Source organism: Variovorax sp. NFACC27, from assembly GCF_048301545.1.
GTDB lineage: Bacteria > Pseudomonadota > Gammaproteobacteria > Burkholderiales > Burkholderiaceae_C > Variovorax > Variovorax gossypii.
Map to the genome: position 1 here is coordinate 143,381 of NZ_CP157613.1, position 22,495 is coordinate 165,875.

Here is a 22,495-nt window from a genome sequence, read left to right on the forward strand (position 1 = left end):
CATGACACCCCAGGCTGTTCTCGACCACTACGACCGGGGGCTGCTGTGGCCCGCCGATCGCCCGCTCCCGATCGCGGCGGACGTCGACGCCGGATACCAGCAGGCGCTGGCCCTGCGCGCGCTGCGCACCGCTCGCGGCGAACGGCCCGTGGGCTACAAGATCGGCTTCACCAACCGCACGATCTGGCCCCGCTACGAGGTCTATGCGCCCATCTGGGGCACCGTGTGGCACACCACGCTCGCGCGCAGCAGCGGCGGCAAGGGCGAAGTGAGCCTCGACAAGCTCTGCCAGCCGCGCCTGGAGCCCGAGATCGTCTTCAGCATCGCCGCGACGCCGCCGCGCGACGCAACGCTGGAAGAGCTGTTCGGCTGCATCGCATGGCTCGCGCCGGGCTTCGAGATCGTGCAGTCGCACCTGCCCGGCTGGAAGTTCACCGCCGCCGACACCGTGGCCGACGGCGGGCTGCATGCGCGCCTGCTGATCGGGCGCGAGACGCCGGTCGGCCGCTTCGCCACCAGCGCCCATGCGCTCGACGAACTGCTTGGCCGCACGCGCATGAGGCTCTACCGCGGCGATGAACTCATCGAAGAAGGCAAGGGCGTCAACGTGCTCGATGGCCCGCTGCATGCCCTGCACCATTTCAACCAGGAGCTGCAGCGCTGCCCCGGCGCGCCGGCGCTGATGCCCGGCGACGTGGTCACCACCGGCACCTGGACCGATGCCTGGCCGCTGGAGCCCGGCCAGTCGTGGCGCGCCGAGTTCGACGCGCCCTTCGACTCGCTCGGCATCACGCTGCGCTAGCGGCGGCTCGTGCCGTTCAGAGCGGCGCGATCGGAATGCAGATGTCGCATTCGAAGGCGCCGGTCTTTTCGTCGAACGCACCGCAGGTAGTACTCGAACGCCGGCCGGTTGTCGATCTGGAAGCCGCTGGCTGGCAGCCAGTCGCGCAGCACCCTCGCCCAGGCTTCGTTGATCTCCTGGGGCAGGCCCTTGAACTTCATCGCCGCATAGCGCCCGCCGGGCAGCACCGTCTTCTGGAAGCCGCCGTCCGGCACGAAGTCTTCGGGCACTTCCACGGCGGCGTCGTAGCGCGACTGCTCCGGCGCCGTGATGCTTGGGTCGTCGTGGCTGATGCCGTAGCGCGGGTTCGACCACAGCTTGCGGGCGCCGATCCACGGCGCCACCTTCGTTTCCCAGAAGACGCCCACGGGCGCGCCGAACGGGCCCACGTAGCGCAGGTAGGCGATGGTGACGGGCGGGCGGGTGATGAGTTCGACGTTCATGGGCATGGCCTCCGTTGGCGCGGTGTCGCGCGGTGAAGGCTCATTCTTCGTGAAGCCGTGCAAGGCGATCTGATCAGGATTGCTTTCCGTGTCGGCCGGTGACCAGCGGTGCACCGCGCGCCACGCCGTTGGCGAGCTGCCGAAGCGTGCGCGGAACGCCCGCGAGAACGCCTCGCCCGAACCGAAGCCCACCGACAGCGCCGCGTCGAGCACCGACACGCGCGGCTGCGTCGCGAGCCGCAGCGCGGCGACTTCCACGCGCCGGCGGCGTACGTAGTCGCCCAGCGTCTCGCCGGCCCAGGCCGCGAACAGCCGGTGGAAGTGATAGGCCGAGAAATGCGCCACGTCGGCCAGTTCGGCGAGTTCGAGCGGTTCGTCCAGGTGTTCGTCGATGTGCGTCAGCACCTTGTACATGCGCCATTCGTATTCGGACCGGCTGTCTCGCTTCATGGCGTACTCAGCCTTGCCGCGCCTGCTCCAACAGCCAGTCGCTGAAGAACCTCAGCAGCGGCCGCTGGTCGGCCCGCTCGGGCGTCACGAGGTAGTAGTTGCGCTCGCCCGAGAGCGGCCGCGCGCAGGCCACCACCAGCTCGCCGCGCGCGAGTTCGTCGGCCACCAGCATGGTCGGCATCAGCGCCACGCCGAGCCCGTGCGACGCGGCGGCGGCCAGGATGGAGAACAGCTCGTAACGCGGCCCGCCGCGCGCGTTGGGCGCATCGATCTGCTGCGCGTCGAACCACTGGCGCCAGCCGTCGGGGCGCGTGCTCTGCTGCAGCAGCGGCATCTTCGCGATGGTGGCGGGCGTCACGGCCTTGCCGCGCGGAAGCAGGGCGGGGCTGCACACCGGCACCACGTCCTCGTGCATCAGCAGCAGCGCGCGCGTGCCGGCCCAGTTCTCGACCTGCGCGGGCGTGCCGGCATAGAGGGCGGCGTCGAACTCCGCGTCGGCGAAGAGAAAGGGGCGGGTGCGGGTCTCGATGTGCACCACCACGTCGGGCTGCAGCGCAGCGAAACCCTTCAGGCGCGGCATCAGCCAGCGGGTGGCGAAGGTGGGCACGGCCGCGAGCGAGAGCGAACCGCCTTCGCCCTGGTGCGCCATGGCGTCGAGCGTGTCGCGCTCCATCGCCTCGAGCCGCTTGGCCGTCTGACGCGCGTAGGCTGTGCCGCTGGCGGTGAGCGCCACGCCGTGCCGGGTACGGCGGAACAGCGCCACGCCGAGGAAGGCCTCGAGCGTGCCGATCTGGCGCGACACCGCGCTCTGCGTGAGGGCGAGCTCCTGCGCGGCGCGGGTGTAGCTCTCGTGGCGCGCGGCGGCGTCGAAGCACACGAGGGTCTGCAGGGGCGGGATCTTGCGGCGCATGTATGCCTCGGCTGTATGTATGGATTCGATGGCTCGTCAATGGAGAAGCCGGTCGAACATCTTGCAAGACATTCTACGAACGCATATCTGGGTGCGGAATCCTCGTTTGCGTCATGGCCCCCGCGTGGCTAGCATCGCCCCATTCCCCCCTCTTTTCTCTTTTTCCCCTTTTCCGGAGACAGCCACATGGCCGCCAAAGCGCAATTCCACTGGGACGACCCCCTTCTTCTCGACCAGCAGCTGACCGACGAAGAACGCATGATCCGCGACGCGGCCAATGCCTACTGCCAGGAGCGCCTGGCTCCCCGCGTGCTCGAAGGCTTCCGCACCGGCGAGACCGACCCCGCCATCTTTCGCGAAATGGGCGCCCTCGGCCTGCTGGGCCCGACGATTCCCGAGCAGTACGGCGGCCCCGGCCTCAACTACGTGGCCTACGGCCTGATCGCCCGTGAAGTCGAGCGCGTCGACTCGGGCTACCGCTCGATGGCCAGCGTGCAGAGTTCGCTGGTGATGGTGCCGATCTTCGAATTCGGCTCCGAGGGCCAGAAGCAGAAGTTCCTGCCCAAGCTCGCCACCGGCGAATGGATCGGCTGCTTCGGCTTGACCGAGCCCGACCACGGCTCCGACCCCGGCAGCATGGCCACGCGCGCCAAGAAGGTTCCGGGCGGCTACTCGCTCACCGGCTCGAAGATGTGGATCAGCAACTCCCCCATCGCCGACGTGTTCGTGGTGTGGGCCAAGGAAGTCAGCGAGAGCGGTGCCGTCGGCCCGATCCGCGGCTTCGTGCTCGAGAAGGGCATGAAGGGCCTGAGCGCCCCCGCCATCCACGGCAAGGTCGGCCTGCGCGCCAGCATCACCGGCGAGATCGTGATGGACGGCGTGTTCTGCCCCGAGGAAAACGCCTTCCCCGAAGTGCAGGGCCTGAAGGGTCCCTTCACCTGCCTGAACAGCGCCCGCTACGGCATCTCGTGGGGCGCGCTCGGCGCCGCCGAAGACTGCTGGCACCGCGCCCGCCAGTACACGCTCGACCGCAAGCAGTTCGGCCGCCCGCTGGCCGCCAACCAGCTCATCCAGAAGAAGCTGGCCGACATGCAGACCGAGATCACGCTGGGCCTGCAGGGCAGCCTGCGCCTGGGCCGCATGAAGGACGAGGGCATCGCCGCGGTGGAAATCACCTCGATCATGAAGCGCAACAACTGCGGCAAGTCGCTGGACATCGCCCGCATGGCACGCGACATGATGGGCGGCAACGGCATCAGCGACGAGTTCGGCGTGGCCCGCCACCTGGTGAACCTCGAAGTGGTCAACACCTACGAAGGCACGCACGACATCCACGCGCTGATCCTGGGCCGCGCCATCACCGGCATCGCCGCCTTCTCGAACTGATCCGCGCATGACCGGCAAGCCCGCAGCACTCGACGGCATCAAGGTTCTGGACCTCTCCCGCGTGCTCGCGGGCCCGTGGTGCACGCAGATCCTCGCGGACCTGGGCGCCGACGTCGTCAAGATCGAGCGCCCCGGCGTCGGCGACGACACGCGTACCTGGGGCCCGCCCTTCATCAAGGACGCGAACGGCAACGACACCGACCAGGCCAGCTACTTCACCGCCTGCAACCGCAACAAGCGCTCGGTCACGGTCGACATGGCCACGCCCGACGGGCAGGCGCTGTTGAAGCAGATGGCGGCGCAGGCCGACATCGTGGTCGAGAACTTCAAGACCGGCGGCCTCAAGCAGTACGGCCTCGACCACGAGAGCCTGCGCGCGGCCAACCCGCGCCTCATCTACTGCAGCGTGACCGGCTTCGGCCACGACGGCCCGTATGCCGAGCGCGCGGGCTACGACCTGATGATCCAGGCCATGACCGGCATGATGAGCATCACCGGCCGTCCCGACGACGTGCCCGGCGGTGGCCCGCTGCGCGTGGGCGTGGCGCTGACCGACCTGTTCACCGGCGTCTACGCCAGCACCGCCATCCTGGCCGCGCTGCAGGTGCGCGATCGCACCGGCGAAGGCCAGCACATCGACATGGCGCTGCTCGACGTGGGCATGGCCATCCTCGCCAACCAGGCGAGCGCCTTCCTCAACACCGGCAAGGCGCCCGGGCGCCAGGGCAACACGCACCCCAGCCTCGCGCCCTACCAGGACTTTCCGACGCAGGACGGCGCGATGCTGCTGGCCATCGGCAACAACGGGCAGTTCGCGCGCTTCTGCGAGGCCGGCGGCCACCCCGAATGGGCGACCGACGCGCGCTTCGCCACCAACACCCTGCGCGTGAAGCACCGCGGCGTGCTGATCCCGATGATGGAAGAGCTCACGCGCACCCGCACCACCGCCGCATGGGTCACGTTGCTCGAAGACAAGGCCGTGCCCTGCGGCCCCATCAACGACATCGCGCAGGCCTTCGACGACGCGCAGGTCAAGGCGCGAGGCCTCGCGGTCACGCTGCCGCGCGACGCGGGCGACGGCATCGCCAGCATCACCGGCGTGGCGAGCCCGCTGCGCCTTTCGGGCACGCCGCCCGTGCTGCGCCATGCACCGCCGGCACTGGGTCAGCACACGCAGGAGGTGCTGGCGGAAATGGGCATCGACGCGGCCCGCTTCGAGGCGCTGCGTTCGGCCGGCGTGGTCTGAACCGATGAGCAGGTCCGCATGACGAACCCGATGCGCCAGCCACCGTTCTCGGTGCTGCGCATCGACCACGTCGTGCTGCGCGTGAAGGACGCCGAGCGTTCCATCGCCTTCTACTGCGGCGTGCTGGGCTGCACCGTCGAGAAACGCCGCGACGACCTGGGGCTCGTGCACCTGCGCGCCGGGGCCAGCCTGATCGACCTCGTCACGCCCGACGGCCCGCTGGGCAGGCAGGGCGGGGCGCTCGCCGGCACCGAAGGCCGCAACGTCGACCACCTCTGCCTGCGCATCGAGCCCTTCGACGAGGCGGCCATCCGCGCGCTGATGGCGCAGAACGGCGTCGCGGTGCACGGCGAGGTGCAGAACAACTTCGGCGCCGAGGGCAACGGCCCCTCGATCTACATCGCCGATCCCGACGGCAACGGCGTCGAACTCAAGGGCCCTGCGGCCTGAGCCTTCCTTCTTCCTGATCCCCTCCGTCCGGAGATTTGTACGCCACTGTGTCTGCATGGCGCAGCGGACACACGCGCATGCAAACCGGCCGGTGGTTCGACACATCGCGGATACAGCCTGTCGATGTAATTCCCGCATCGCCAACGATGCGCATGCAGACGAGGCGATGGAGCCCACAACCAAGTCTTTCGAACCACCTTCCAGTCCAAAGGAATCTCCATGACCGACAAGCAAGTCCTCTACACCGGCAAGACCCACACCACCGGCGGCCGCCTCGGCGCATCGCGCAGCAGCGACGGCCACCTGGACATCCAGCTCTCGCCCCCCGGCGGCAACGGCACGGGCACCAACCCCGAGCAGCTGTTCGCGGCCGGCTGGTCGGCCTGCTTCATCGGCGCCATGGGCAAGGCTGCGGGCACGCTGAAGGTCAAGCTGCCGGCTGACCTGTCGGTGGACGCCGAGGTCGACCTCGTGCTCCAGGAGGGCCAGTACTTCCTGCAGGCGCGCCTGAACATCAGCCTGCCCGGCCTCGACCGCGAAACCGCGCGCGCCGTGGTCGACACCGCGCACCAGACCTGCCCCTACTCGAAGCTCACGCGCGGCAACATCGACGTGGAGTTGAACTTGGTCTGAGCGGTGCGGCCTGCCGGCGCCAGTGGCGCTAGGCAGGCTCGCGCACGGATTGCGCTTCTCTGCAACTCAAGCGACCTCCCTTTTTGGTGAGCTGAAGATAGCGCTGTAGGCATTGAAAGCCTGGCGCTGGTGATGCGCTTGGACGGCCACCTCCATCGCGGAGCCTGGCGGAGAATCGGTGAACGCCATATTGCGCAGAACGGTCCTTGGGGAGATTTCGATGTCTGAACGTTCTTATGCGATGCACATCGTGTTGGAGCGGGCCGTGCCATGACTCAGCCGACAAAGGTCGAGGCGGTTGCGTTGCCGGTCGCGGTCGACGACTACGGTGTCAGTGAGATCGTGCGTATCGACTATGCAGCGCGAAAGCTCACAGTCGTCGCGCAGGCTCCCAAGAGCAATACGTTGATCAGTATCAGATTCGACGACGTCGTAGCCTACAGGGTCATGGATGAGCGCGATCTTGCCGAATACTGGCCAGCCTGCTCTTCTCCGAACTGCTCGGTGTTCTCAATTCAATCTGGTGGGTGGCTGTCACAGGAGTCCACTCGCCCTGGCAGTTGCATCGGATTGTTCTATGGCGATGTCCGTGAATACCTGGTGACCAGCGTGGCCGAATGCGTCTCCGTTCTTTGCATCGGTGAGCCGCGGATTGAGCCGGAGTACCGCAAAAGCTAGGCTGCCCGCCCGATAGTCGCCACGCCGAACACGATCACGCCCAGCACGAGGTTCACCGTCACCAGCTTGCGCACCGTGTTCAGCCGCGCGGCCGCCGCCGGCCAGGCGCTTTCGTCCACCGCGCGCCGCATGGCCCTGAATACCGAGGCGCGGATGTAGACGTAGATGGCGAGCATCACGATCGCGATGCTCATCATCGCTTCGATGCGCCAGTGCAGGCCGCGGAAGCCGCCGCCCGCGAGGATCATCGCCACGCCGGTCGCGAAGAGCAGCGTGACCGATGCGTCCACCCCCACGAAGAAGCGCCGCAGCGTCGCGGCCATCATGCGCAGGCGTAGCGGCGGCTCCAGCGTGGCGACGGCCGAGGGGCGCACCGCGAAGTGCATGGTCGCCATGCCGCCGACCCAGAAGGCGGCGCAGAGCAGGTGGATGAAGAGCGGGATGACGTAGGACATGGGGCCCGATCAGAACACCGAAGGGGCGTGGCGCGCAATGTCGCGCCTCATGCCGCGCCTCATGCCGCGCGCTTCCCGGTTTTCCTGGCCGCCTTTTCGACCTTGTCCGCCTTGCCCGTCCCTTCCGGCTTCTCCTCGCCGCCGCCCCCGGAGGCATAGCGGCGCATGTCGGCCACCACGCAGCGCAGCAGCTCCGCGGCCGCCGGCGACAGCATGCGCCCGTGGCGCGACACGATGTGCGAGCGGCCCTGCGACAGCAGCGGGTTCTTCATCGGCAGCTCGACCAGCTCCGGATTGCTCGCGTTGGGCGTGAGCGAGATGCGCGTGCCCAGCGCATAGCCCAGTCCCGCCGACACGAAGTGCCCGAGCGCACTGAACGAGGTGGTGGTCAGCAGCGAGGGCAGGCGCACGCCTTCGCTGATCTCGGCGGCCTCGATGTGCTGGCGCACGCCGAAGCTTCGGTGCAGCGTGGCGCCCGCGTAGGGCAGCAGGTCGCTCAGCTTGAGCGGGCGGCCCAGTTGCGTGAGCGGATGCGAAGCCAGCACCAGCGCCTGGATCGGCTGCGGGTGCGAATGGTGCGAGGTCAGCCGCTCGTCCTTGGGCGGCTGGAACAGCAGGCCGACGTGGGCCCGTTCCTCCACCACCCGCTGCACGATCTCGTCGGTGCTCGCCACGTCGAGGTCGATGGTGATCCGCGGGTGCGTGGTCATGAAGTCGCGCAGGCTGTGGCGCATGAGCCAGTCCACGTATCCCTCGCCGGCCACGATGTAGATGTGGCCGCGCTCGATCTTGCGGATGCCGTCCATCTGCGCCATCAGGTGCTGCTTCTGGCTGTTCTGGCGCCGCACGTAGCCGGCCAGCATCTGGCCCGCGTCGGTGGCGACCACGCCGCGCCCGTGGCGCTCCAGCAGCGGCAGCCCGCACTCCTGCTCGAGGATGCCGATGGCCCGGCTCACGGCCGACGGGTCCATGTCGAGCACCTCGGCGGCGCCGCGCACGGAGCCGCTCTCGAGCACCTGCATGAAGTAGCGCACGCGGCGCGTGTCGAGCCTGTCGTCCATGGCCTTCGTCTCCTGAGTGTTGCATTCAATGCAACAAATATGTCGATTCGCGGTCATTGATGCAAGAGGCTGGCAACCCCAAACTCGCCGGCACCCCGCAGGTCCTGCGCCACACGATGCCCCACGCGATGACATCCGCCGCCTCCACCACGCTCGCCGCCGCTGCCCCTTCTTCCTCGGCTTCCGGAAAACTCAGGCTCGTGCTCGTCACCCTGGCCGTCGTGGCCGCGGCCGAGCTGATCGGCCCGGTGCAGTTCAGCGTCGGCCCGGGCAAGGTGGCGCTGCTGCCGATGCTGTGGGCGCTGCTGATCGCGGCCGCATGGGGCATCGCGCACCGCCGCGTGCCGGGCGTGGTGCGCGTGGCGACCGCCGAGCAGTCCTTCGCCGGCGGCCTGTTGAACGCGGGCCTGCTGCTCTTCGTGGTGAAGCTGGGCCTCACGGTCGGCGCCGCGCTGCCGCAAGTGAAGCAGGCCGGCTGGGCGCTGCTGTTCCAGGAGTTCGGCCATGCGCTCGGCACTCTGGCGCTGGGCCTGCCGCTGGCGCTGCTGCTGGGCATCAAGCGCGAGGCGGTGGGCGCCACCTTCTCGGTGGGCCGCGAGGGCAACCTCGTGATCATCGGAGAGAAGTACGGCATGGCCTCGCCCGAGGGCCGCGGCGTGCTGGCCGAGTACATCACCGGCACCGTGCTGGGCGCGCTCTTCATCGCGGTGCTGGCGGGCTTCGTCGCCAGCCTGCACGTCTTCGATCCGCGCTCGCTGGCCATGGGCGCCGGCGTGGGCTCGGGCAGCCTGATGGCGGCGGCGCTGGGCGCCATCGCGGCGCAGCAGCCGGCCGAGATGCTGCCGCAGCTCACCGCCATTGCCGCCGCGTCGAACCTGCTGACCACGGTGGTGGGCTTCTACTTCACGCTGTTCCTGTCGCTGCCGCTGTGCTCGTGGCTCTACGGCAAGCTGGAGCCGGTGCTGGGCCGCTTCTCGAAGCGCGGCGCGCAGGACGCGGGCACGGCGGCCGTCTCGCAGGCCAGCGTCGGCCATGGCGGTGCGATGTCGCTGCGCGACACGCTCATCGCCTGGGCGGTGGTGGGCGGCGGCGTGCTCATCGGCAATTCGCTGACCTACAAGGTGCCGGTGCTGGTGTCGCTCGAGGGCCTGGCTGCGGTGGTGGTCATCGCGCTGATCGTCGAAGGCATCAAGCGCCTCGTGCCGCGCCTGCCGATGGTGCTGGTGCTGTCGGTGGTGGCCACCGTGGCGGGCATTCCGGGGCTGTTTCCGTTCTCCGATGCGCTGATCGCGATCACCGGCAAGCTCAACTTCCTGGCCTTCACCACGCCGGTGCTCGCGCTGGCCGGCTTCTCGGTCGCGAAGGACCTGCCGGTGTTCCGCCAGCTGGGCTGGCGCATCGTGGTGGTGTCGCTCACCGCCACGGCCGGCACATTCCTTGGTGCCACGGTGATCGCCGAATTCTTCCACTGACCCCATTCCACGAGAGAGCTGAAAAGAACCATGTACCGCGACCCCGAAATCGCCGAAGACACCCGCGCCCGCATGCTGGCCTGGCGCCGCGACATCCACGCCAACCCCGAGACCGCCTTCGAGGAGCACCGCACCGCCAACGTCGTCGCCAACGCGCTGATGCTGATGGGCCTGCCCGTGCACCGTGGCCTGGCCGGCACCGGCGTGGTCGGCACGCTGAAGAACGGCGAGGGTCCGAGCATCGCGCTGCGTGCCGACCTCGACGCGCTGAACATGCAGGAACTCGGCACGCAGGCGCACGCCTCGAAGTGCGCCGGCAAGATGCACGCTTGCGGCCACGACGGCCACACCGCGATGCTGCTGGGCGCGGCCGAGCACCTGTCGCGCCACAAGCCCTTCAAGGGCACGGTGCACTTCGTGTTCCAGCCCGCCGAGGAGAACGAGGGCGGCGGCCGCGTGATGGTCGACGAGGGCCTGTTCGAGCAGTTCCCGGCCGACGCCGTCTACGGCATGCACAACTTCCCGAGCCTGCCGCGCGGCCGGTTCGCTATCCGCAAGGGCACGATGACGGCCTTTCTCGACACCTTCGAGATCGTCGTCACCGGCAAGGGCAGCCATGGCGCCATGCCCGAGACCGGCATCGACTCGGTAGTGGTCTCGGCCCAGCTCGTCAACGCGCTGCAGACCATCGTGAGCCGCCGCACCGGCGCCACCGATTCGGCCGTGGTGAGCGTCACGCAGATCCACGGCGGCGACACCTGGAATGTGATTCCCGAAACGGTGGTGCTGCGCGGCACCGTGCGCACGCTCGACCCCGGCATCCAGGACCAGACCCAGGCCGCCATGCAGCAGATCTGCGACGGCGTGGCCGCCACGCACGGCGCGAAGGTGGCGCTCGACTACCGCCGCGGCTACCCCGGCGTGGTCAACACGCCCGCCGAGACCGACGCCGCCATCGCCGCCGCTGCCAGCCTGGTGGAGCTTGCGCAGGTGCACACCGACATCCCGCCCGCCATGGGCTCGGAAGACTTCGCCTTCATGCTGCAGAAGCGCCCGGGCGCCTACATCGGCATCGGCGCGGGCGAGGGCCCGAACGACCCGAACGTGCACAACCCGTACTACGACTTCAACGACAACATCCTGCCGCTGGGCGCGGCCTATTGGGTGGCACTGGTCAAACAGCAGCTCCCGGCCGCATGATGCGCTGATGCTCTCAGTCTTCGACATCTTCAAGATCGGCATCGGCCCCTCCAGCTCGCACACCGTCGGGCCGATGCGCGCGGCGCTCATGTTCGCGCAGTCGCTCGAGCGGCGCGGCGTGCTCGCCCAGGTGGCGCGGCTGCGCGTGGACCTGTTCGGCTCGCTCGGCGCCACCGGCCGCGGCCACGCGACCGACCAGGGCGTGATCCTCGGCCTCTTCGGCGACGCGCCCGACACCGTGCGGCCCGAGACCGTGCAGCCCCGGCTGGAGGAGTTGCGCCGCACCGGCCGGCTGAGCCTGCTGGGCACCACGCCCATCGACTTCGACCGCGTGCGCGACATCGCCTTCCGCGGCGAGGAGTCGCTGCCCGAGCACCCGAACGCCATGTGCTTCACCGCCTTCGCGGCCGATGGCGCCACGCTGGCCGAGGGCAGGTACTTCTCGGTCGGCGGCGGCTTCGTCGTCGAGGGCGGGCAGGCGGTGGCCGCCACGGTGGCAGCCACCGCCGCCGTGCCGCATCCCTTCTCGACCGGTGATGAGCTCATGGCGCAATGCCGCGACAACGGCCTGTCGGTGGCCGCGCTGGTGATGCGCAACGAATGCGTGTGGCGGCCCGAGCCCGAGGTGCGCGCCGGCCTGCTGCGCATCTGGGGCGTGATGCAGCAGTGCGTGCAGCGCGGCTTCGGCATCGACAACCCGCTGGCCGCGCATGCACTGCCCGGCCCGCTGCGCATGCGCCGCCGCGCGCCCGAACTGCACCGCGAACTGCTGGCACAGGCCGGCGCAGCCGATCCGCTCGCGGCGATGGACTGGGTCAACGCCTTCGCGATGGCGGTGAACGAAGAGAACGCCGCCGGCGGCCGCGTGGTCACCGCGCCCACCAACGGCGCGGCCGGCGTGGTGCCCGCGGTGATGCACTACTACCAGCGCTTCGTGCCGCAGGCGAGCGACGAAGGCATCGTCGACTTCCTGCTCACCGCCGCGGCCATCGGCATGCTCTACAAGACCAACGCCTCCATCTCGGGCGCCGAGGTCGGCTGCCAGGGCGAGGTCGGCGTGGCCTGCTCGATGGCGGCCGGCGCGCTGGCCGCGGTGCTCGGCGCCACGCCGGCGCAGGTCGAGAACGCGGCCGAGATCGGCATGGAGCACAACCTGGGCCTCACCTGCGACCCGGTCGGCGGCATGGTGCAGATACCGTGCGTGGAGCGCAACGCGATGGGCGCGGTGAAGGCGATCAACGCGGCGCGCATGGCGCTGCGCGGCGACGGCAGCCACTACGTGTCGCTCGACGCGGTGATCCGCACCATGAAGCAGACCGGCGAGGACATGAAGGCGACCTACAAGGAAACCTCGCTCGGCGGCCTCGCGGTGAACGTGGTGGAGTGCTGAGCGTCCTCAGGTCGCGCCGGGCTCAGGGCACGAACATGTCCCACGGCCCCTTGCCTGTCGGCAGCCGCGGCCGCGCGGTGAGCGAAGCCAGCGGCTCGCCGGCCTCGTAGCGCGCGGCCAGCTCGACGGGATCGAACACCACGCCCATGAAGTTCTCGGCGTAGGCGCCGCCCGCGAAGAAGGCGTCGACTTCCTCGGCCGTCTCGAACACGTCGTGCTGCAGCTCCAGCCGGTGGCCGTCGGGGTCGCGGTAGTACATCGAGATCGTCGGCCCGTGGTTGATGCACCAGTAGGGCAGGATGCCGCGGGCCGCCAGCCGCCGGTGGTTGGCCAGCAGCTCGCCGAGCGAGCCGTAGGTGAAGGCGATGTGCTCCAGCCCCGTGCTCGCGTCGGCCTCGTGCTTCAGCCCCGGCGGCGCGATCAGGCCGATGCGGTGATGCTCGTCGTCGTAGCTCAGGAAGCACAGCATCGCGTTCTCGAAGGCCACGCGGGCCTGCAGCACTTCCAGGTACCAGTCGCGCGAGCGCTTGAGCTCGCCCACGCGCAGCACCACGTGCGCGAGCTTGACGGGGCGCAGCGCGGCGTGCGCGAAGTCGGGCAGGGGGCGGCGCGCGGGCAGGGCGATTTCGTCGTTCATGGGTGTCTCCTTTTCTTCTTCGAAGGGCGGTGCGTTCAGGCGGCGTCGGGCTCGGCCACCACGCGGTTCTCGATGTGGCCGATGCCCTCGATCTCCACGCGCACTACGTCGCCCGGCACCAGGTAGCGCGGCGGGTCCATCAGGCCGCCGACGCCGGCGGGGCTGCCGGTGCTCAGCACGTCGCCAGGCTCCAGCGTGAAGGCGGTGCTCAGCTCGACCAGCATCGCCTCGATGCGGTGGATCATCTGCGCCGTGTTGCCGTCCTGCCGCAGCTCGCCGTTGACCCAGGTGCGCAGCCGCAGCGCGTGCGGATCGGCGATCTCGTCGCGTGTCACCAGCCAGGGGCCGAAGGGCCCGTGCGTGTCGAAGGACTTGCCCAGCGTGTGCGTCGGCGCGCGCATCTGCCAGTCGCGCACGCTCATGTCGTTCACGACCACGTAGCCGGCCACCATTGCCATCGCGTCCTCGGCGCGAACATGGCGGCAGCGCCGGCCGATCACCACGCCCAGCTCGCCCTCGTAGTCGAACTGCCCGGACACGCGCGGCTTGTGCACCGCGTCGAAGGGGCCGGCCACGCATGAGACCTGCTTGTTGAACCACACCTGCCCCGGCGGCCGCGCCAGGCCGAGCTTCGCGGCTTCCTCGAGGTGCGAGGCGTAGTTGCCGCCGAGCCCGAGGAACTTGCGCGGCGCGGGAATCGGCGCGGCCAGCCGCACGTCGGACAAGGCCAGGCGCGGCGCATCGGCCAGCGCCGCGTGCAGCCAGGCCATGCCTTCGTCGCCGCGCGCGAGCAGTTCGAGCAGCCCCGCGGGCGCGCCGGGCTGTGCGCTCAGGTCGGCGACTTCATCGTCGTTTCGGACCACGCCGAAGCGAAGCGTGTCGCGATGGTGGAAGCTGGCGAGTTTCATGGCGTGTGCGCGGGCAGGTGGTTGACCGGGAGGTGGTCGATCGATGATGCTGGTGGAACGAACGCGGAACAATTCGCCATGAAAGAACGGATCGTTCCGCCAGCAGAACGAAGAAGGCCGAAAAAAAACCGGAAGAGACATGGAAGACTTCAACGACCTCGCCCTTTTCGCCCACGTGGTCGAGCAGCAGGGCTTCAGTGCCGCCAGCCGGCACCTGGGCATTCCCAAGTCGCGCCTGAGCCGGCGCGTCTCGCTGCTGGAGGAGCGCATCGGCGTGCGCCTGCTGCAGCGCAGTTCGCGACGGCTGCTGCTCACCAGCGTGGGCCGGCAGTTCTACGAGCGCTGCCAGGCGACCGTGGCGGCCGGCGAGGAAGCCTTCGACGTGGCTCGGCAGGCCACCGCGCAGCCGCAGGGCCTGCTGCGCGTGAGCTGCCCCTTCACGCTCGCGCAGTTCTGGCTCACGCCGCTGATTCCGTCATTCATGCGCACCTTTCCCGGCGTGCGGCTGCAGCTGGAGGTGAGCAACCGCCGCGTCGACCCGCTGCAGGAGAACATCGACGTGGTGCTGCGCGTGCGGCGCCCGCCCTTCGAGGATTCGAGCCTGGTCGCGCGCCCGCTGGGCGGCACCGTCGACGTGCTGCTTGCCAGCCCCGCGCTGGTGGAGCGGCTGGGCATGCCGCAGTCGCTCGCCGACCTGGCCGCGTGGCCCGTGCTGTCGCTGCCCGCGGAGAACGAGCGCTACCACTGGGCACTGGAGCGCGGTGCCCAGTCGCATGATTTCGCCTTCACGCCGCACTTCGTGACCGACGACATGTTCGCGCTGAGGCACCTGGCGGAGCAGGGCATGGGGCTCGCGCTGCTGCCCGAGATCATGTGCCGCGATGCCCTTGCCGACGGCCGGCTGCTGCGCCTGTGCGGCGAGTGGGCTTGCGCGGCCAGCGAGATCCAGGCCGCCTTCGCCTCGCGCCGCGGCATGCTGCCGGCAGTGCGCGCCTTCATCGACCACTTGCTGCAAAACCCGCCGGGCGCTGCGGAACCGGGGGCCGGCGTATCCTGACCGCCCTTCCCGCCGTCCTGTTTTCTCCCACGCAACAAGAAAGAAAGCCGAACACCGCCATGACCCGCACCATCGCCCAGAAACGCGCCGACTTCCGTGCCCTCCACGAACAGGGCTGCTTCGTCATTCCGAACCCCTGGGACACGGGCAGCGCGCGCTTTCTCGAAGGGCTGGGATTCAAGGCGCTGGCCACCACCAGCTCGGGCTTCGCCTGGTCGCAGGGGCATGCGGACGGCGCGATGTCGCGCGAGCACATCCTGGCGCACCTGCGCGAACTCGTGGAAGCCACCGACCTGCCGGTGAACGCCGACTTCGAGAACGGCTTTGCCGCCGACGCGCGGGGCGTGGCCGAGAGCGTGAGCCTCGCCGTCGAGATGGGCGTGGCGGGCCTGTCCATCGAGGACTCGACGGGCAATGCCGCCGATCCGCTCTTCCCCGTCGACGTGGCGGTCGAGCGCCTGCGCGCCGCGCGCAAGGCCATCGATGCATCGGGCGCCGACGTGCTGCTGGTCGGCCGCGCCGAGAACTTCTTCGTGGGCCGGCCCGACCTCGACGACGCCATCGCGCGGCTCAAGGCTTATGCGAGCGCGGGCGCCGATTGCCTCTACGCGCCCGGCATCAAGACCCGCGAGCAGATCGCCGCCGTGGTCGCCGCTGCCGGAGGCAAGCCGGTCAACCTGCTCGTGGGCGCGCCCAGCGAACTCACGATGCAGGACATCGCCGAGCTCGGCGTGCGCCGCGTGAGCGTGGGCGGCGGGCTGGCGCGCTCGGCCTGGGGCGGTTTCATCCGCGCCGCGCGCACGCTGGCGGAGGGGCGCTTCGATGGTTTCGCCGACGCGGCGCCGGGCGCCGAGCTCAACGCCTTCTTCAAGCCCTTTGCCGACTGAGCTCTTGCCGGCCGAGTCCTTGGAGGCGCTGCTCGCCGAGGTACGCGCCTGCCATGCGTGCGAGGCGCACCTGCCGCTGGGCCCCAGGCCGGTGGTGCAGGCCGGCGCGAGCGCCAGGCTGCTGATCGTCGGGCAGGCGCCCAGCCTCACGGTGCACCAGACGGGCGTGCCGTGGAACGACCGCAGCGGCGACCAGCTTCGCCGCTGGCTCGGCATCGACCGCACGGTGTTCTACGACGCCGCGCGCGTGGCCATCGTGCCGATGGGTTACTGCTACCCGGGGCGCGGCAAGAGCGGCGACCTGCCGCCGCGCAGGGAATGCGCCGAGCTCTGGCACGACAGGCTGTTCGCGCAGATGAAGCAGGTCGAGCTGACGCTGCTCATCGGCCAGTACTCGCAGCGCCACTTCCTCGGCAGGAAGGCGAGCGCCGGCGTCACCGAGACCGTGCAGGCCTTCGCCGACTTCGCGCCGCGCTTCATTCCGCTGCCGCATCCGTCGCCGCGCAACACGGGCTGGCTCAAGCACCACCCGTGGTTCGAGAGCGACGTGCTGCCGGTGCTGCGCGAGCGGGTGCGGCACGCGCTGGGGCTCTGAGCAATCTTCAGGGCGCCGAGGCGACCGACGCACCCGCGGCGTCGAACGGCCGCGCCGCGTACACGACGCGCCCGCCCACCACCGTCATCAGCGATGTCGTCTTGCCGATGCGCTCCAGCGGCACGGCGAAGAAGTCCTGGTCGAGCACGGCGAAGTCGGCGAGCTTGCCCACTTCCAGCGTGCCGCGCCTGTTCTCGTCGAAGCTGAACCAGGCGCTGCCGGCGGTGTACAGGCGCAGTGCCTGCTCGCGCGTGGGCGTCTCGTCGGGGCCGCGCATGGCCTTGCCGCTCACCGTCTTGCCGTCGAGCATCCACTGCAGCGCGACGAAGGGGTTGTACGAGGCCACGCGGTGCGCGTCGGTGCCAGCGCCCACGTTCACGCCGGCGCGCAGCGCGGTGCCTATGGGCGGCATGCGCCGTGCGGCCTCGCCGCGCATGGCGAGCGCGCGGTCGCCCTGGAAGTACATCGCGTCCTGCATGGTCCAGCCGATGCCCAGCGCCTTCATGCGTGCGAGCGTCTGGGGCGAGGCGTCGTCGAGGTGGGCGATGGACCAGCGCAGGTCCTTGATCGGCACCTCGGCGTTCAGCTTCTCGTACAGCCCCAGCAGGTGGTCGACCGAGCCGTTCTCCTGCCAGTGGATGGTGACGGCCAGCTTGCGCTGCGCGGCCCATTTGACGAGCTCGTAGAACTTCGCCTTCGCCGCCTCGTCGGGGAAGTTGTTGTTGTACATCGCGAGCGTCACGCGTTCGCCCAGGCCGTTGAACTTGAGCATGTCGTCGCCGAAGCCCATCGGCAGCATCTGCGTCAGGTCGCGGAACTCCTGCAGCTCGGCGCCGGGCTTCTGCGCGAACACGCTGTAGGCCACGCGCAGCGTCAGCGCCTTCTCGCGCCACAGCTCGAACAGCGCCGCGTACTGCGAGGGCGCGATGCTGAAGCCGCCCGGGTCCACCAGCCCGGTGATGCCGAGGCGGTTCAGCTCGGTGAAAAAGGCGCGCGTGCCGGCCACGTTGTCGTCGTAGGTGGGCTTGGGCAGCTTGTCGAAGAGCGCCGAGATGCCGACGATGTCGCCGCTCATCCAGCCCGGCGCGCCGTCGGGCGTCGGCTTCATGCCCGCGGGCAGCGTGCCGGGCGCGACGCCCAGCGCTTCCAGCGCCTTGGGCGTCATCACCACCGCCTCGTAGAAGAGCTGCACGTACACCGGGTTGTTCGGCGCGGCCTCCTGCAGCTCGGCCAGCGTGGGGCGGCGGCGTTCGGCGAACTGCTGCTCGGTCCAGCCGCCGGCCACGATCAGCCATCCGCCGGGGCGCGCGTTCGCCGCCGCGGCGCGGATGCGCGCCATCGCCTCGGCGATGGTGCCGGCGCCGATCCAGTTGACCTCGGTCGAGTAGCTCAGCGCAGCGCGCACCGCGTGCATGTGCGAGTCGATCAGGCCCGGAATGACTGTGCGGCCGCCGGCGTCGACGGTGCGTGTCGCGGGGCTCGTGAAAGCGCCCATCTGCGCCGCGCTGCCCACGGCAACGATGCGGCCGTCGCGCACGGCGATGGCCTGCGCCATGGTGCCAGCGGCATCGAGGGTGGCGATCTTCGCGTTGGTGACGACGAGGTCTGCCGGTTGCGCCTGTGCGGCGACGGGCAGCAGCAGGCTGGCGGCGATGGCCGCCGCCGAGAGGAGTGTGCGTGCCATGTCAGTCCACCTTGATGCTGGCGGCCTTCACGACCTGCTGGGCCTTCGCCGTCTCGTCGACGATGAACTTGTTGAACTGCGCCGAAGGCATCGTGAACGGCTCGGCGCCCAGCTTCTCCAGCCGCTCCTTCAGCTCGGGCGACGCCATGATCTTCGCGATCTCGGCCTGCAGCCGGTCGACCACCGGCTGCGGCGTCTTCGCGGGCGCGAACAGGCCGACCCAGAACAGGTACTCCGAGCCCGGCACGCCGGCTTCCACAGTCGTCGGCGCGTTCGGCAGCGCCGACGAGCGCTTGCCCGTGCCCACGGCCAGCGCCTGCAGCTTGCCGGTCTGGATCAGCGGCAGGGCCGACACCATCGGCGCGAAGAACCAGTCGACGCGTCCGGCCATCACCTCGGTCATGGCCTCGGGCGTGCCGCGGAAGGGCACGTGCTGCGCGTCGACGCCGGCCGCGAGGCGGAACACCTCGGCGTTCATGTGCGTGGCCGAGCCGTTGCCCGCGGAGCCGTAGTTGAAGCCTCCGGGCTTGGCCTTCGCCTTGGCCACGAGGTCCTTCACGTCCGAGAAGTGCGAGGGCGCCGTCACCAGCACGTTGGGCAGGCTGGCCATCGGCGTGATGCCGGTGAAGTCCTTGATGGTGTCGTACGACAGGCCCTTGTAGATCCACGGGTTCACGAGGTGGCCGGCCGAGTGCACCAGCAGCGTGTAGCCATCGGCCGGCGACTTGGCCACGATGGCCGCGCCCAGCGTGCCACCCGCGCCGGGTTTGTTGTCCACGATCACGCTGGTGCCCAGCGCGGGCCCGAGCTTCTCGGCCACGAGGCGAGCGACGATGTCGGTGCCGCTGCCTGCCGTGAAAGGCACGACCAGCCTGACCGCCTGCGTGCCTGGCCAGTTGCCCTGCGCGTGGGCGCCCGTGAGCGCGCAGGCTGCGAGGGCCGCCGCCATCGCCAGCGTGTGGCGGCGGCTCCGGTTGAAAGTCTTCTTCATGCGTCTTGTCTCCGTTGATCTATTTGGTTGAGCGATGAATGACCGGGAAAAGGGAAGGGGCCGTGCTATGCGGGCGGCGCGTTCGGCATCACCAGCGCCACCAGCACCGGCCGGTTGCCGCGGTTCTCCAGCTGGCGCTTCTCGCCGGGCGCGAAGCGGCAGCTGTCGTAGGGGCCGAGCACTTCTTCCTCGCGCGTGCCGTCGATCTCGCCGACCACGTGCAGCTGGCCCTCGAGCACGAGGTAGAGCTTTTCCATCGGCGAGCCGTCGAGGCCGGTGTGGCCGCCGGGAAGGATCTGGCTCATGCCCATCCACATCTGCGTGGAGGGGCCGGCTTCCTTGCCCTGCAGGCGCAGGCAGCGCATGTCGAAATGGTTGGGCGCCTCGTAGTGCGGCGCCTCGCTGAAGCGGGTCACGTGCATGGGGTGTGCTCCGGAAAGGAAAGGACTCAGGGGCGCAGCACGACGCGGTCGGTGCTGCCCGAGAGCACCAGCCGGTAGGCGTCGTGTGCCTCGTCGAGCGTGAAGTGGCGCGCCACCGGAAAGGGCTTCAGCGTGCCGCGCTCGAAGCCCTCGCGCATCGCGTCGAGCTGCGCGGTGCTGGCGACGCAGTCCATCGCCAGCGAGTCGATGCCCACGTAGGTGTGCATGCCCCGGTAGAACGCGAAGATGTCGAAGGGCACCGCGCGGTCGTGCGTGGCGATGAAGATCTGCGTCGCGCCCTTGGCCATCGCCTTGTTGGCCGCCTCGAAGTAGGCACTGCCCACGGTGTTGTAGACGATGTTCGCGCCGCGTCCGTCGGTGAGCTCGCGCACCCGCGCGCCCACGTCGGCGTGGTGGCGCGCGTCGATCGTGTCCACCGGCCCGGCCGCGAAGCCCTGGAAAGGGCCGGCGTGCCGCTGCACCGCGATCACGCGCGCGCCGGCCTGCGAGGCAAGCTGCACCGCCGCCTGCCCGACCTTGCCGTTGGCGCCCAGCACCAGCACCGTTTGCCCGGCCTGCGGCATGCCGCTGCGGCGGAAGCCCTCGTAGGCGGTGACGAAGGGCACGCCCACCGCGCCGGCCTCGTCCATCGAGATGCCGCGAGGCTTGGCGCGCAGCGCCTGCTCCGGCAGCACCAGGTAGCGCGCATGCGAGCCGTCGCGCGTGATGCCCACGTCGCCGCCGGAGCCGTAGACCTCGCGGCCGATCCACTCCGAAGGGCCGCTCACCACGGTGCCCGCGAAGTCGCGGCCGGGTGTCCGGGGCCAGACCGCCTGCGGCATGATGCCCAGTGTGGCCTTCACGTCGCTGGGGTTCACCGCGGCGGCCGCGACGCGCACCACGGCATGGGCGGGCGGAGGCACCGGCTCGGCCTGCGGCGCCGCTTCGAGCCGCAACGCGTCGAGGTCGGCGGCTTTCTCGTTCACGCGCAGTGCGCGCGAGCTGTGGGCGGGGTGCATGGCTGCTGCGCTCATCGTTCAGCTCCTCGCATCGGGCAGGCCCAGCATGGCGCGGGCCTCGCGCGGGTTGGCGACTTCGCCGCCCAGGCTCACGAGGATGTCGCGCGCCTTGGCCACCAGCTGCGCATTGCTCTCGGCGAGCACGCCCTTCTCGAGGTAGATGTTGTCCTCCATCCCCACGCGCACGTGGCCGCCCAGCAGCCAGGCCTGCGCGACGATCGGGAACTCCATGCGCCCGATGCCGAAGGCGCTCCAGAAGGCGCCGCGCGGCAGCATGTTGCGTGCGTAGAGCAGCGTCTCCGGCGTGGGCGCGAAGCCGTACTTCACGCCGAGAACGAAGGTCCACATGGCGGGGCCGTCGAGCGTGCCGTCGGCGATGAGGTCGAGCGCGAGGTTGATGTCGCCCGAGTCGAATATCTCCAGCTCGGGCTTCACGCCCGCCTCGCGCATCACCTTCGCCATGCGCCGCACGTTCTTCGGCGTGTTGATGACCACGTCGGGGCCGGAGTTCATGGTGTTCAGGTCGAGCGAGCACACGTCGGGCCTGATGAGCGCGATGTGCTCCACGCGCTTCTCGGGCGGCAGCAGCGTGGTGCCGGGCGCGGCGATCTTCGGGTCGTCCTCGCTGGGAATGAAGCGCCCGCCCGGGCCGGTCGTGAGGTTGACGATCAGCTCGCGGTTGCCGCGGCGGATGCGGTCCACCACCTCGCGGTACAGCTCGACTTCCATCGAGGGCTTGCCGGTCTCGGGGTTGCGCACGTGGATGTGCACCTGGCTCGCGCCGGCTTCGGCGGCGGCCAGGCATTCGTCGGCGATCTGCACCGGCGTGATCGGCAGGTGCGGCGTCTGCTCCGGCTTCACGAGGTTGCCCGTGACGGCGCAGGTGATGAGTGTCTTGGCGTTGCTCACAGGTGGCGCCCTCCGTCGACCACGATGCGCGTGCCGGTCACGAATCGCATGGTGGTGGCCAGCGCCTCGACCGTGGCGGCCACGTCATCGGGCTGGCCGATGCGGCCCAGCGGCGTGGTGCCGGCCATCTTGCTGGCGAACTCCGCGCCGCGCCCCGGCACGAAGCCAGATTCCACCGCGCCCGGCGAGACCGACACCACGCGCACCGCCGGCGCCAGGGCCTTGGCCAGTGCATCGCCCACCACGTCGAGCCCGGCCTTGGCCGCCACGTACGCGAGGTTGCTGCCCACGCCCGTGAAGCCCGCGATGGACGAGATGTTGGCCACGAGGCCGTCGCCGCTCGCCTTCAGCAGCGGCGCGAAGGCGCGGATCGTGGCGAACACGCCGCGGAAGTTGGAACGCACGATGTCGTCGATGAGCTCGTCGGTCAGCGCGTCGAGGTCGGCGGCCAGCACCGGCTTCGTGTGGCCCGCGCTGTTGACGAGGATGTCGCAGCGCCCGAGCGTGGCCTTCACCTCGGCTGCGGCGGCGACGAGGCTCGGCGTGTCGACGATGTCGGCGCGGATCGCCGCATGGCGCTGGCCGCTGGCCGAGGGCAGGGCGGCCGCACGGGCCGCGGCATCGTCGCCCTTGCGGTGCAGCAGCACGCAGGTGGCGCCCAGCGCAGCGAGGCGCGTGGCGGTGGCGTAGCCGATGGCGCCTAGGCCGCCGGTGATGACGGCGACCTTGCCGTCTAGTCTGGAGACTGGGTCGAAGCTCATGGATGTGGTG

The 22,495-nt window shown here is 69.8% G+C and carries 24 protein-coding genes; 12 read left to right on the forward strand and 12 right to left on the reverse strand.

Annotated features, from left to right (window positions below):
• Position 1 precedes the first annotated feature (1 nt).
• Positions 2 to 802 carry a 2-keto-4-pentenoate hydratase gene (locus ABL840_RS00720; RefSeq protein WP_093300587.1) on the forward strand — a complete coding sequence of 267 codons (801 nt, stop codon included), beginning with the start codon at positions 2 to 4 and terminating at the stop codon, positions 800 to 802.
• Here the strand turns inward: ABL840_RS00720 and ABL840_RS00725 are convergent.
• Positions 799 to 1,734 (reverse strand): AraC family transcriptional regulator, encoded by a 936-nt coding sequence (locus tag ABL840_RS00725; RefSeq protein WP_418116166.1) that lies wholly within the window; start codon positions 1,732 to 1,734, stop codon positions 799 to 801. The genes ABL840_RS00720 and ABL840_RS00725 overlap by 4 nt on opposite strands.
• A gap of 7 nt (positions 1,735 to 1,741) precedes the next feature.
• Positions 1,742 to 2,644, reverse strand: a complete 903-nt coding sequence (locus ABL840_RS00730) for a LysR substrate-binding domain-containing protein (RefSeq protein WP_093300475.1) — start codon at positions 2,642 to 2,644, stop codon at positions 1,742 to 1,744.
• 186 nt (positions 2,645 to 2,830) lie between these two features.
• Here ABL840_RS00730 and ABL840_RS00735 point away from each other — a divergent pair, with 186 nt between their 5' ends.
• The 5 genes from ABL840_RS00735 to ABL840_RS00755 all read left to right on the forward strand — a co-directional run bounded on the left by ABL840_RS00735 (position 2,831) and on the right by ABL840_RS00755 (position 7,037).
• The gene (locus tag ABL840_RS00735) at positions 2,831 to 4,030 is read left to right on the forward strand and encodes an acyl-CoA dehydrogenase (RefSeq protein ID WP_093195687.1); all 1,200 of its coding nucleotides are present in this window, start codon (positions 2,831 to 2,833) and stop codon (positions 4,028 to 4,030) included.
• Between the two features lie 7 nt (positions 4,031 to 4,037).
• The gene (locus ABL840_RS00740) at positions 4,038 to 5,276 is read left to right on the forward strand and encodes a CaiB/BaiF CoA transferase family protein (protein WP_093300476.1); all 1,239 of its coding nucleotides are present in this window, start codon (positions 4,038 to 4,040) and stop codon (positions 5,274 to 5,276) included.
• Between the two features lie 18 nt (positions 5,277 to 5,294).
• Positions 5,295 to 5,726, forward strand: coding sequence for a VOC family protein (locus ABL840_RS00745; RefSeq protein ID WP_093300478.1), 432 nt, complete (start codon positions 5,295 to 5,297; stop codon positions 5,724 to 5,726).
• 219 nt (positions 5,727 to 5,945) lie between these two features.
• On the forward strand, positions 5,946 to 6,359 hold the full coding sequence (locus ABL840_RS00750; protein WP_093195684.1) for an organic hydroperoxide resistance protein: 414 nt from the start codon (positions 5,946 to 5,948) through the stop codon (positions 6,357 to 6,359).
• Between the two features lie 270 nt (positions 6,360 to 6,629).
• Positions 6,630 to 7,037 (forward strand): hypothetical protein, encoded by a 408-nt coding sequence (locus ABL840_RS00755; RefSeq protein ID WP_093300480.1) that lies wholly within the window; start codon positions 6,630 to 6,632, stop codon positions 7,035 to 7,037.
• Here ABL840_RS00755 and ABL840_RS00760 read toward each other — a convergent pair.
• Together ABL840_RS00760 and ABL840_RS00765 are read right to left on the reverse strand one after the other, a co-directional pair.
• Positions 7,034 to 7,492 (reverse strand): CopD family protein, encoded by a 459-nt coding sequence (locus tag ABL840_RS00760; RefSeq protein WP_093300481.1) that lies wholly within the window; start codon positions 7,490 to 7,492, stop codon positions 7,034 to 7,036. The genes ABL840_RS00755 and ABL840_RS00760 overlap by 4 nt on opposite strands.
• A gap of 59 nt (positions 7,493 to 7,551) precedes the next feature.
• Complete coding sequence (locus ABL840_RS00765) at positions 7,552 to 8,553, reverse strand: LysR family transcriptional regulator (RefSeq protein ID WP_418116167.1); 1,002 nt, start codon at positions 8,551 to 8,553, stop codon at positions 7,552 to 7,554.
• A 128-nt stretch (positions 8,554 to 8,681) separates the two neighbouring features.
• On the opposite strand from ABL840_RS00765, the gene ABL840_RS00770 reads away from it, so the two are divergent.
• Genes ABL840_RS00770 through ABL840_RS00780 form a run of 3 tightly spaced genes read left to right on the forward strand, consistent with a single transcriptional unit; the run spans position 8,682 to position 12,615 of the window.
• Entirely contained in the window at positions 8,682 to 10,025 is a 1,344-nt protein-coding gene (locus ABL840_RS00770) for a DUF3100 domain-containing protein (RefSeq protein ID WP_093300589.1), read from the forward strand.
• Between the two features lie 30 nt (positions 10,026 to 10,055).
• Positions 10,056 to 11,225 carry a M20 aminoacylase family protein gene (locus tag ABL840_RS00775; protein ID WP_093300483.1) on the forward strand — a complete coding sequence of 390 codons (1,170 nt, stop codon included), beginning with the start codon at positions 10,056 to 10,058 and terminating at the stop codon, positions 11,223 to 11,225.
• A gap of 4 nt (positions 11,226 to 11,229) precedes the next feature.
• Positions 11,230 to 12,615 (forward strand): L-serine ammonia-lyase, encoded by a 1,386-nt coding sequence (locus ABL840_RS00780; protein WP_176947425.1) that lies wholly within the window; start codon positions 11,230 to 11,232, stop codon positions 12,613 to 12,615.
• Between the two features lie 22 nt (positions 12,616 to 12,637).
• Here ABL840_RS00780 and ABL840_RS00785 read toward each other — a convergent pair whose 3' ends face one another.
• Both ABL840_RS00785 and ABL840_RS00790 read right to left on the reverse strand, forming a co-directional pair.
• Positions 12,638 to 13,252, reverse strand: coding sequence for a VOC family protein (locus ABL840_RS00785; RefSeq protein WP_093300486.1), 615 nt, complete (start codon positions 13,250 to 13,252; stop codon positions 12,638 to 12,640).
• Positions 13,253 to 13,287: 35 nt separating this feature from the next.
• On the reverse strand, positions 13,288 to 14,160 hold the full coding sequence (locus tag ABL840_RS00790; protein ID WP_093300487.1) for a fumarylacetoacetate hydrolase family protein: 873 nt from the start codon (positions 14,158 to 14,160) through the stop codon (positions 13,288 to 13,290).
• A gap of 139 nt (positions 14,161 to 14,299) precedes the next feature.
• On the opposite strand from ABL840_RS00790, the gene ABL840_RS00795 reads away from it, so the two are divergent.
• Genes ABL840_RS00795 through ABL840_RS00805 form a run of 3 tightly spaced genes read left to right on the forward strand, consistent with a single transcriptional unit; the run spans position 14,300 to position 16,699 of the window.
• The gene (locus tag ABL840_RS00795; protein ID WP_093300489.1) at positions 14,300 to 15,217 is read left to right on the forward strand and encodes a LysR substrate-binding domain-containing protein; all 918 of its coding nucleotides are present in this window, start codon (positions 14,300 to 14,302) and stop codon (positions 15,215 to 15,217) included.
• Between the two features lie 59 nt (positions 15,218 to 15,276).
• Complete coding sequence (locus ABL840_RS00800; protein WP_093300490.1) at positions 15,277 to 16,104, forward strand: isocitrate lyase/PEP mutase family protein; 828 nt, start codon at positions 15,277 to 15,279, stop codon at positions 16,102 to 16,104.
• A complete protein-coding gene (locus ABL840_RS00805; RefSeq protein WP_093300492.1) occupies positions 16,040 to 16,699 on the forward strand; it encodes a uracil-DNA glycosylase family protein in 660 nt (219 codons plus the stop codon). Before ABL840_RS00800 ends, ABL840_RS00805 begins: the two co-directional genes overlap by 65 nt.
• Positions 16,700 to 16,706: 7 nt before the next feature.
• On the opposite strand, the gene ABL840_RS00810 is transcribed toward ABL840_RS00805, so the two are convergent.
• The 6 genes from ABL840_RS00810 to ABL840_RS00835 form a co-directional block, all read right to left on the reverse strand.
• Positions 16,707 to 18,383 (reverse strand): amidohydrolase, encoded by a 1,677-nt coding sequence (locus tag ABL840_RS00810; protein WP_093300493.1) that lies wholly within the window; start codon positions 18,381 to 18,383, stop codon positions 16,707 to 16,709.
• Between the two features lies 1 nt (position 18,384).
• Positions 18,385 to 19,374, reverse strand: coding sequence for a tripartite tricarboxylate transporter substrate binding protein (locus ABL840_RS00815; RefSeq protein ID WP_093300495.1), 990 nt, complete (start codon positions 19,372 to 19,374; stop codon positions 18,385 to 18,387).
• 65 nt (positions 19,375 to 19,439) lie between these two features.
• Positions 19,440 to 19,796, reverse strand: a complete 357-nt coding sequence (locus ABL840_RS00820; protein WP_093300496.1) for a cupin domain-containing protein — start codon at positions 19,794 to 19,796, stop codon at positions 19,440 to 19,442.
• Between the two features lie 26 nt (positions 19,797 to 19,822).
• Complete coding sequence (locus ABL840_RS00825) at positions 19,823 to 20,830, reverse strand: quinone oxidoreductase family protein (protein WP_418116168.1); 1,008 nt, start codon at positions 20,828 to 20,830, stop codon at positions 19,823 to 19,825.
• A 3-nt stretch (positions 20,831 to 20,833) separates the two neighbouring features.
• A complete protein-coding gene (locus ABL840_RS00830) occupies positions 20,834 to 21,724 on the reverse strand; it encodes a 3-keto-5-aminohexanoate cleavage protein (protein WP_093300498.1) in 891 nt (296 codons plus the stop codon).
• Positions 21,721 to 22,485, reverse strand: a complete 765-nt coding sequence (locus ABL840_RS00835) for an SDR family NAD(P)-dependent oxidoreductase (protein ID WP_093300499.1) — start codon at positions 22,483 to 22,485, stop codon at positions 21,721 to 21,723. The genes ABL840_RS00830 and ABL840_RS00835 overlap by 4 nt, the downstream gene beginning before the upstream one ends.
• Between the last annotated feature and the right edge of the window lie 10 nt (positions 22,486 to 22,495).